Below are 7,778 nucleotides of genomic sequence, written 5' to 3' on the forward strand. Positions count from 1 at the left end.
GGCCAGGACGGCACCGTCGTCCATGCCGAGACGCCACGCCGCCGCGCCGGGTCACGCCGCCGGGGCCCGGGCCCGATGGTCTCTCCCGTCGACCGGCCCCACACCCAGTCGCTCGTCGACGGGCTGCGCGCTGCCGAGGCCACGGCCGACCAGCGTCGGGTCGAGGACGAGACGCGCCCCGGCCCGCGCATCCAGGCGATGGACCCCGTCGTGACGCTGTCGCTGCTGCGCGACGCGGTCGCCGACCGGCACGGCGTGTGGATCGGCTACTCCGACGGCCACGGCGCCACGAGCCGCCACCTCATCCACCCGCAGCGGGTCGAGGGCGGTCGGGTCCGGGCCACCGACGAGTCCGGGCACGAGAAGTCCTTCTCGGTCCACCGCATCATTGGCGCGACGCTCGAGAGCTGAGCCCCCATGTCAGGCAACGGGAGTCACGATGGGCACCGGCCGGCACACGTGCTCCACGACCACCGGAAGCCGCGTCCGCACTTCGACCTGCGGCTCGAGGAGGGCGGTGTGCTCCGGTCGTGGGCGGTGCCCAAGGGGCTGCCGACGTCGAGCCGGCACGACCGGCTGGCCGTCGCGGTGGACGACCACGCCAAGGACCAGCCGCCCGCCTGACGGGCACCTCGGCCGGAGCGACGGCGGGAAACCCCCTCCAGCGGCCGAGAACCGGGTTCGTTCCGGCCGTTCGGCCCGCTCAGGCGCCCGCGAGGGCCCGGACGACGTTGCTCGGCGAGGGCCGGCCGAGCTGCTGCGCCATCCACACCGAGGTCCCGACGAGGGCGTCGAGGTTGACCCCCGTCTCGACCCCGGCTCCGTGCAGCGCCCACACGAGGTCCTCGGTGGCGAGGTTGCCGGTGGCCGACTTCGCGTAGGGGCAGCCGCCGAGGCCTCCGGCTGCCGCGTCGACGATCGAGACCCCGTCGCGCAGGGCCGCCATCGTGTTGGCGAGGGCCTGGCCGTACGTGTCGTGGAAGTGCACGGCGACGCGGTCGGTGCCGATCCCCCGTGCACCGAGCGCCTCGAGCAGCCGGTGCACGTGGCCGGTCGTGCCGACCCCGATCGTGTCGCCGAGGCTCAGCTCGTGACATCCGAGGTCCATGAGCCGCTCGGCCGTCTCGACGACCTGCTCGACCGGGACGGGCCCCTCCCACGGGTCGCCGAAGCACATCGAGACGTAGGCCCGCACCCACATCCCGCCCGAGAGGGCGCGCTTCACGACCGGCTCGAACATGGCGTACTGCTCGCTCACCGACCGGTTGAGGTTCTTCTGCGCGAAGGTCTCGGTGGCCGACCCGAAGATCGCGATCGCGCTCAGCCCGAGCTCCTCGGCGCGGTCGAGGCCGCGCTCGTTGGGCACGAGGGCGGGTCGCCGCCGGCCCACCCCGTCGGCGCCGAGTCCGGCGAGCACCTCCGCGGCGTCACCCATCTGCGGCACCCACTTCGCGGGCACGAAGGACGTCGTCTCGATGGTCCCGAGGCCAGCAGCCTCGAGTCGCCGGATGAACTCGACCTTCGTCGCGGCCGGCACGACCGTCTTCTCGTTCTGCAGCCCGTCGCGCGGGCCGACCTCGTAGATCGTCACCTTCGCGGGCAGCCCCGTCGCCGCCTCGACCTGTGGGGATCGCATGCCCCCATACTGTCAGGCGTGACCTCGCCCCCCGGGAACACCCGCACGCCGCCGACGGTTGGACGAGTCGATGAATGACGGACCGCTGATCGTGCAGAGCGACAAGACCCTCCTCCTCGAGGTCGACCACCCGACCGCCGAGGCGGCCCGACGTGCCATTGCGCCGTTCGCCGAGCTCGAGCGCGCCCCCGAGCACGTGCACACCTACCGCATCACCCCGCTCGGCCTGTGGAACGCGCGCGCGGCCGGGCACGACGCCGAGCAGGTCGTCGACGCCCTCATGACGCACAGCAGGTATGCCGTCCCGAACGCCCTGCTCGTCGACGTGGCCGACACCATGGACCGCTACGGCCGTCTGACCCTCGAGAAGGAGGGGGTCGCCGACTCCGCCGAGGGCACGCGCCTCGTGCTGCGCACGACGGACCGCCCGGTGCTCGAGGAGGTGCTGCGGCACAAGAAGATCAAGCCGCTGACCGGCGAGCGACTCGACGACCTGGCCGTCGTCGTGCACCCGAGCGAGCGCGGCACCCTCAAGCAGGAGCTGCTCAAGATCGGCTGGCCGGCCGAGGACCTGGCCGGTTACGTCGACGGCGAGGCGCACCCGATCGACCTCCGGCAGGACGGCTGGCACCTGCGCCCCTACCAGCAGCACGCCGTCGACGGCTTCTGGCACGGCGGTTCCGGCGTCGTCGTGCTGCCCTGCGGCGCGGGCAAGACCCTCGTCGGCGCCGGCGCCATGGCGGCCGCCAAGGCGACGACGCTCATCCTCGTGACCAACACCGTCAGTGCGCGGCAGTGGAAGGACGAGCTGATCAAGCGCACGACGCTGACCGAGGACGAGATCGGCGAGTACTCCGGCGCCCGCAAGGAGATCCGTCCCGTCACCATCGCGACCTACCAGGTGCTGACGACGAAGCGGAAGGGCGCCTACGCGCACCTCGACCTGCTCGACGCGCGCGACTGGGGCCTCGTGGTCTACGACGAGGTGCACCTGCTGCCGGCKCCGATCTTCCGAATGACGGCCGACCTGCAGGCGCGCCGCCGCCTCGGCCTGACGGCGACGCTCGTGCGCGAGGACGGCCGGGAGGCCGACGTCTTCAGCCTCATCGGGCCGAAACGCTTCGACGCGCCGTGGAAGGACATCGAGGCCCAGGGCTACATCGCCCCCGCCGACTGCATCGAGGTGCGAGTCAGCCTCCCCGACGGGCAGCGGATGGCGTATGCCGTGAGCGAGCCCGAGGAGCGCTACCGCCTCGCGTCGTGCTCCGACGCCAAGCTGCCCGTCGTCGAGAAGCTGGCGAAGCAGCATTCCGGCGAGCCGACGCTGGTCATCGGGCAGTACCTCGACCAGCTCCACGAGGTGGCCGAGCGGCTCGGCGCCGAGGTGATCACCGGGGAGACGACGGTCAGGGAGCGCCAGCGCCTCTACGACGCCTTCCGCACCGGCGAGATCACGACCCTCGTCGTCAGCAAGGTCGCGAACTTCTCCATCGACCTTCCCGAGGCGAGCGTCGCGATCCAGATCAGCGGCACCTTCGGCTCGCGTCAGGAGGAGGCCCAGCGCCTCGGCCGCGTCCTGCGGCCGAAGGGGGACGGGCGCACCGCGCACTTCTACACGATCGTGTCGCGTGACACCGTCGACGCGGACTTCGCCGCGCACCGTCAGCGCTTCCTCGCCGAACAGGGTTACGCCTACCGGATCGTCGACGCCGACGACCTCTGAGCCGCTTGTCGCGGCGATCCGAGCAACTCCCAGCGAACTCCCAGCGAACGTGCCGACACTGTTCGGTGTGGACACCCAGACAGCACAGGCCGCAGAGGCACGCCTGCTCGTCGTCGAGGACGAGCCGAACATCCGTGAGCTGCTCGCGACGTCGCTCCGCTTCGCCGGCTTCGAGGTCGAGACGGCCGCCGACGGCACCAGCGCCCTCGCCATGGCGGCAGAGTCCGAGCCCGACCTCGTCGTGCTCGACGTCATGCTGCCTGACGTCGACGGCTTCGAGGTGACGCGGCGCCTGCGTGACCGCGGGCGCCAGCAGCCCATCGTCTTCGTCACCGCGCGCGACGCGACGGGCGACAAGATCCAGGGCCTCACCGTGGGCGGCGACGACTACGTCACGAAGCCCTTCAGCCTCGAGGAGGTCATCGCGCGCATCCGCGCCGTGCTGCGCCGCACGCGCGGCCAGAGCGACGACGGCGCGACGCTGCGCTTCCACGACCTGGAGCTCAACGAGGACTCCCACGAGGTGCGCCGTGGTGGCCGCGTCATCGACCTGTCCCCCACCGAGTTCAAGCTGCTGCGCTACCTGCTGCTCAACCCCAACCGGRTCCTGTCGAAGCTCCAGATCCTCGACCACGTCTGGGACTACGACTTCCGCGGCGAGTCCGGCATCGTCGAGTCCTACATCTCCTACCTTCGGCGCAAGATCGACGCCGACGGGCCCTCGCTCATCCACACCAAGCGCGGTGTGGGTTACGTTCTCCGCGTGCCCCCCGAGCTGACCACCTCCTGACCGGATGGCGACGTGACCGCCGAGCCGGCCGTCGCCGTGGGCGGCCGGAAGCAGAGGCTGCCCCCGCTGCGGGCCATGCCACTGCGGTGGCGGCTGCTCGCGGTCACGCTAGGGCTCATCGCCGTCGCCCTGGCCATCACCTCGCTCGTCGTCAGCGCCCTGCTGCGGGTCTACCTGCTCAACCAGACCGAGCAGGAGCTGCGCGTCTACGCCGCGAGCCTGTCGTCCATCGACCCAGCAGAGCTCAGTGCGGCCGGCCCGCAGCTGCCCACGGGGTTCACGACCCGGATCATCGACCTGCGCACCGGCTCGGTCAGCTCCCTGGGTGAGGCCGTCACCGAGCAGGACGTGGCGAAGATCCCGAACCTGTCGGCGTCCGACCCCAAGGTCACGGGGCGTGTCCCCTTCCGGATCAGCTCGACCAGCGGCGACGCGGAGTGGCTCGCGCTGGCCCAGCTCAACGAGTCGGACAGCGAGATCTACGTGCTGGCCCTCCCCCTGAGCACACTCGACCGCACCGTCGACCGGTTCCTGCTGTATGCCGCCGGGATCGGTGCCATCACCCTCATCGTCACGGCCGCGCTCGGCTGGTTCCTCATCCGCCGGACCTTCCGGCCCCTGACCCGCATCGAGGACACCGCGGCCCAGATCGCGGTGGGCGACCTGACCCAGCGCGTCGACGTGCCCGACACCGACGACGAGGTCGCCTCGCTGTCGCGCTCGCTCAACGCGATGCTGGCCCGCATCGAGCAGAGCTTCGCCGTGCGCGAGGCCAACGAGGCGAAGATGCGGCGCTTCATCGCCGACGCCTCGCACGAGCTGCGCACGCCGCTGGCCGCCGTCGGTGGCTACGCCGAGCTCTACCGCCAGGGTGCCCTCCCGACGGCCGACGCCGTGACCGGCGCCATGGGTCGCATCGAGTCCGAGGCGCACCGGATGAGCGGCCTCGTCGAGGACCTGCTCACCCTGGCTCGTCTCGACGGTGAGCGCCCGCTCGAGCTGCAGACCGTCGACCTCGCCGTGCTGGCCGCTGACGCCGCACAGGACGCCCGCACCATCGCGCCCGACCGTCACATCGTCGCCACCGGCATCTACGGGCCCATCGAGCCGACGGAGCTGCAGGCCGACGAGCAACAGCTGCGACAGGTCGTCACCAACCTCGTGACCAACGCCCGGATCCACACCCCCGCAGGCACCCCGATCGAGATCCTCGTCGGCCGCGTGGACGCGCGCCACGTCGCACTCCACGTGCGCGACCACGGACAAGGCATACCTCCCAACGAGCGCGCCGACGTCTTCGAGCGCTTCTACCGCGCCGACCGCTCACGCAGTCGCGGCAGGGGTGGCGGCAACGGGCTCGGGCTCGCGATCGTGCACGCGATCATCGAGGCGCACGGCGGCAGCGTTCGGGTGCGTGAGACGCCCGGTGGCGGGGCGACGTTCGTCGTGCAGATCCCCGTTCGGCGCCCGGACGAGGAGAGTGAGCTGCATCACCTCGGCGCAGCCCAAGGCACAGCCGATTCCTAGGAATGCCACAACGGAGTCCAAAGCTGGGTAGGTCTGATGGAGCCACAGACCAGAGCGAGGAGGAGCCATGACCATGGCACCCGAGGACCACACCCAGCAGATCCCGCAGGGCGGCTACTACAGCCAGTCCACACCCCCCGCGCCGCCGGCCCCGCCGACGCCGCCGCTGGGTGAGGGCAGCCGGCCTGCCCCGAAGCGCGACAACCGCTTCAGCCAGACCGTCGGGGTCGCCCTGCTCGCAGCCGTCCTCGCCAGCGGAGGCACGTATGCCGCCACGCAGCTGGGCGGCCCGAGCACGGCCACCGGGTCGACCCCCGCCGCGACGGCGACGACGAACTCGAACCAGAACAGCTCGCCCACCGTCGTGCAGGGCAATGCCTCCGCGCCCGACTGGGCCGCCGTCTCCGCCGCGGTCTCACCGAGCGTCGTCAGCATCGACGTGACCACGCAGCAGGGCTCTGGCGCCGGCTCGGGAGTCGTCTTCGACAAGAGCGGGCACATCCTGACGAACAACCACGTCGTGGGCGACGCCACGGGCAACGGTGCGATCACCGTGACCCTGAGCGACGGCCGCACCTACGGCGCGACGATCGTCGGCACCGACGCGTCGACCGACCTCGCCGTCATCAAGCTGAGCAACGGCCCCGGCGACCTGACGCCGATCAGCCTCGGCAGCTCCGAGGCCCTCAAGGTGGGCGACCCGGCCATGGCGGTCGGCAACCCCCTCGGCCTCTCGGGCACCGTGACGACGGGCATCATCTCGGCCCTCGACCGCCCGGTCAGCACCGGCCCGTCGAGCCAGTCCCCCCTGGGTCAGCAGCAGTCGTCCGGGGACGAGGTCGTGACGAACGCCATCCAGACGTCCGCTGCGATCAACCCGGGCAACTCGGGCGGCGCGCTCGTCAACGGCAAGGGCGAGCTCATCGGCATCAACAGCTCGATCGCCTCGCTGGGGCAGAGCTCGGGCGGCAGCCAGAGCGGCAACATCGGCATCGGTTTCGCGATCCCGGTCAAGGAGGCGAAGTCCATCGCCGGCCAGCTGATCAAGAGCGGCAAGGCCGAGCACTCCTACCTCGGCGTCAGCACCCGCGACACGGTCGTCTCGGACGGCGCCGCGAAGCGCGCGGGGGCTCAGGTCGTGTCCGTCAACCCCAGCACGCCCGCCGCGAACGCCGGTGTCAAGAACGGCGACGTCATCATTGCCGTCGACGGCCAGCGCATCGACTCGGCGACGGCGCTCGTCGCCCAGATCCGTGAGATGACCGTCGGTGACAAGGCCACCCTGACCGTCATCCGCGGCGGCGCGCGCCAGGACGTCTCCGTGACGCTTGCCGTCAAGCCGTCGACCGCGAACTGACGGGCCACCCGTTTCGGACGGGTCGGCTCCGGTCCCGGCGGCCCCCATCGCAAGCGTTTCGCCGACGATTGGGGCCGCCGGGGCAGCCCGCGTACCCTTGCGCGGTGAGTGACACCGAGATCGAGCTGGACCCCGCCGCTGTCGTGCACCTCGACCCCGAGGACGTCGCGACCACCGTGCGGGTGCTCGCCCTGGCCCCCTCGCTCGAGATCGACGACCCCGACTTCGAGACCCTCAAGCGCGCCGCGTCCCTGATGTACAAGCGGCTCAAGAAGGATCGGCGCAACGCGAAGACGTGGGCGGAACGCAAGGCCGACCGCCAGGTCATCGAGGCGACGGCCACCGGTTCGCCCATGCGGATCGACGACGAGACCAAGGGAATCCCGTTGGTCTCCAACGCATCCGGCGCGTTCGCCGGTGAGCTCGTCAACCCGCGCGGGTGCTACATCTGCAAGCGCGACTACACGCTCGTGGACGCGTTCTACCACTGGCTGTGCCCCGACTGCGCTGCCCGCTCGCACGGCAAGCGCGACCAGCGCACCGACCTCACGGGCAAGCGCGCCCTGCTCACCGGCGGCCGCGCGAAGATCGGGATGTACATCGCGCTGCGCCTGCTGCGCGACGGCGCGCACACGACGATCACGACGCGCTTCCCCAAGGACGCCATGCGCCGCTTCGCCTCGATGGAGGACAGCGCCGACTGGATCCACCGGCTCAAGATCGTCGGCATCGACCTGCGCGATCC

6 protein-coding genes and 2 pseudogenes are annotated in these 7,778 nt (G+C 71.2%); 7 read left to right on the top strand and 1 reads right to left on the bottom strand.

Translation table 11 applies throughout. The annotated features are described in order from the left end of the window. Both AC1DP0_RS14500 and AC1DP0_RS14505 read left to right on the top strand, forming a co-directional pair. Positions 1 to 411 (top strand): annotated as a pseudogene (locus AC1DP0_RS14500) (helicase-associated domain-containing protein); the annotation flags it as partial. A 48-nt stretch (positions 412 to 459) separates the two neighbouring features. Then, complete coding sequence (locus AC1DP0_RS14505; RefSeq protein ID WP_478085252.1) at positions 460 to 624, top strand: DNA polymerase ligase N-terminal domain-containing protein; 165 nt, start codon at positions 460 to 462, stop codon at positions 622 to 624. A gap of 79 nt (positions 625 to 703) precedes the next feature. Here the strand turns inward: AC1DP0_RS14505 and AC1DP0_RS14510 are convergent, their stop codons facing one another. After that, a complete protein-coding gene (locus AC1DP0_RS14510; protein ID WP_478085253.1) occupies positions 704 to 1,636 on the bottom strand; it encodes a hydroxymethylglutaryl-CoA lyase in 933 nt (310 codons plus the stop codon). Between the two features lie 70 nt (positions 1,637 to 1,706). Here AC1DP0_RS14510 and AC1DP0_RS14515 point away from each other — a divergent pair, with 70 nt between their 5' ends. The 5 genes and pseudogenes from AC1DP0_RS14515 to AC1DP0_RS14535 all read left to right on the top strand — a co-directional run. Continuing rightward, positions 1,707 to 3,359 (top strand): DNA repair helicase XPB, encoded by a 1,653-nt coding sequence (locus AC1DP0_RS14515; RefSeq protein ID WP_478085254.1) that lies wholly within the window; start codon positions 1,707 to 1,709, stop codon positions 3,357 to 3,359. A 67-nt stretch (positions 3,360 to 3,426) separates the two neighbouring features. Further along, entirely contained in the window at positions 3,427 to 4,149 is a 723-nt protein-coding gene (locus AC1DP0_RS14520) for a response regulator transcription factor (protein ID WP_478085255.1), read from the top strand. A gap of 12 nt (positions 4,150 to 4,161) precedes the next feature. Then, positions 4,162 to 5,676: a sensor histidine kinase gene (locus AC1DP0_RS14525; RefSeq protein ID WP_478085256.1), complete on the top strand. Its 1,515-nt coding sequence runs from the start codon at positions 4,162 to 4,164 to the stop codon at positions 5,674 to 5,676. Between the two features lie 67 nt (positions 5,677 to 5,743). Then, positions 5,744 to 7,033, top strand: a complete 1,290-nt coding sequence (locus AC1DP0_RS14530; RefSeq protein WP_478085257.1) for a S1C family serine protease — start codon at positions 5,744 to 5,746, stop codon at positions 7,031 to 7,033. Between the two features lie 104 nt (positions 7,034 to 7,137). Continuing rightward, positions 7,138 to 7,778 (top strand): annotated as a pseudogene (locus AC1DP0_RS14535) (short-chain dehydrogenase); the annotation flags it as partial.

It is taken from the genome of Terrabacter sp. P5_B1 (assembly GCF_056400505.1).

Bases quoted from the DNA above. Each gene is read 5' to 3' on its own strand.
- AC1DP0_RS14510 (WP_478085253.1), bottom strand. From the start codon at position 1,636: ATGCGATCCCCACAGGTCGAGGCGGCGACGGGGCTGCCCGCGAAGGTG.
- AC1DP0_RS14530 (WP_478085257.1), top strand. From the start codon at position 5,744: ATGACCATGGCACCCGAGGACCACACCCAGCAGATCCCGCAGGGCGGC.